Origin of the sequence: Cupriavidus sp. UYPR2.512, from assembly GCF_000379565.1 — a bacterium.
In the GTDB taxonomy this organism is placed as follows: Bacteria; Pseudomonadota; Gammaproteobacteria; order Burkholderiales; family Burkholderiaceae; genus Cupriavidus.
On sequence record NZ_KB903056.1, the window covers coordinates 1 to 1802 of the forward strand.

Here is a 1802-nt window from a genome sequence, read left to right on the forward strand (position 1 = left end):
CCAGCTTCACTGGCGTTGCTTGGCGGCCTCGGCTCATCCCACCATGATATCCGAGGCGATTAATTATTCAACCTATTTACGGGATGTTGTACTAGTTACGTTTGGTGTAGAACTCGATACCCTGATTGACCGCGCAGGTGTAGTCAGAATTCCCAGCAACCCTGAAATAACCAGGGAAAGAAAAAATTTCAGTCGCCACCGAGATGGTCTGATCGGCTCTTAGGTTATAGCGAACAGATAGCCAGTTTGGGTTCCAGAATGTGGATTGGAAGCGCTGGTCACCATAGGTGCTGACCGTCGTGCGCTCGTCGGCGAAGTATAAAGACCCGTCGCTCAAGACCTGATAGGTATTGATCTTTAGACCACCGCGCGTGCTGCCTTGCATCGTTGTATCACCCGCTGGTGCGCACCTTGTCAGATCGACCGTCACCGAGACGGTCGCGCCACGATTAAGGACGCTTATTACATCGGCGAGACTTGAGAGTTGTTCTGTGGATTCTGCGTGCGCTGACATTGCCGGAATGATAATTGACAGCGCGATAAGCATTTTCTTCATGGAATAACCTCGGGATTTCTTTCGCGTTCGCGGGACTTGCTGGCCATTTTGGCCCAATGATACTGGGCCGGCCCTGATCTGCGTCAACGCCAATCGAATGTTGCATGGATCGCGGTGCGGACGAAAATTGCACCTCTTTAGAGCGCTATCACGCATAGTCGTGATCTTGCCGCGCTCGATGGTAACCCGCCATTTCATGGACTTGCCTTTCGTGGCGCTAAATACCTCGAATCGGCAAACTCGTGTCCTGGTCATGCAGCGCCGTGACCGGTATAGCTGCTGACCAGTATGGTGTGGGTCCGGTTTCCCCAAGGCAGAGCCTTGAAATCCGTCGAATATGCCGATGAAAATGAAACGTACGGTGTTTAACGTACGGTGGCGTCTCAAGGCTGCTGCCTGCGGGCCGACGCCAGGCGCTCGTCCGCACTACGGGGAACTCCTCCGCAAAAACCTCGGCCATGAGGCACGGCTATAGTACTAGGAACAAACTGGAGGCTGCCCTTCGCGATAGCAGCACCAACCGTGCCACCCATTTGGCTCACATACATACTCACTAGCCGAGATTGGTTGAGCCGAACCAACCAAGATCACGGCTACGCCTACTAACATCGCGCTCATAACTTTACGCATAACACTTACTCCCTGAAGATCAATTTACACCTTATTACTTTTCCTCACCATTTAATTAATATTCCAGCGACAATCGAATTGTAAGCGAAATCCATGCCAACAACCCAAGCCCCCAATAGAAACCAGAAAGCTGTGGAGGTCATTAAAGCCATTGACCGATAGCGCTAACAGACAAAACAGACAATGCTGCCAATTTCTGTCGCCGCTACAACAAAATCGCTTCATCCTGATTAGAGTCAGTTTGAAAATTCAAGGACGGGCGAATCTGCGTAGCAGAAGTCTGCCCATTGCGATATAGACCACATTGCCTCGGACACGTCGGGGCGCCGCTCGTAGTCCCTGCCCAGATGACCTCGCTCCACTCAACCTTCCTGCGTCGGCCTCGCTGGACCGGCTTAACAGTAGGAAACTGGCTCGTCTGACAAAAAATGCGCGGGACCTGGCTGAGCCGCTATCCATAGACGAACAATAGAATTGCCTATTGGAGATGCGGAGTCTTAGTCGATCCTGCGAGTGGCAATGTAAAGTGGACCCCTCTGTCAAGACAGCTTTCAACCGAATTTAAGCTGCATCTATTTCTTCACACGCAGCAGAACAGCGCTGCCCTGGTTGTGCG

Annotated in this window: 1 protein-coding gene; it reads right to left on the reverse strand. The window is 51.9% G+C overall.

Annotation, left to right across the window (positions count from 1 at the left end):
• Window positions 1–91 precede the first annotated feature (91 nt).
• The gene (locus tag A3A5_RS43470) at window positions 92–556 is read right to left on the reverse strand and encodes a VirK family protein (RefSeq protein ID WP_157637264.1); all 465 of its coding nucleotides are present in this window, start codon (window positions 554–556) and stop codon (window positions 92–94) included.
• Window positions 557–1802: the final 1246 nt, after the last annotated feature.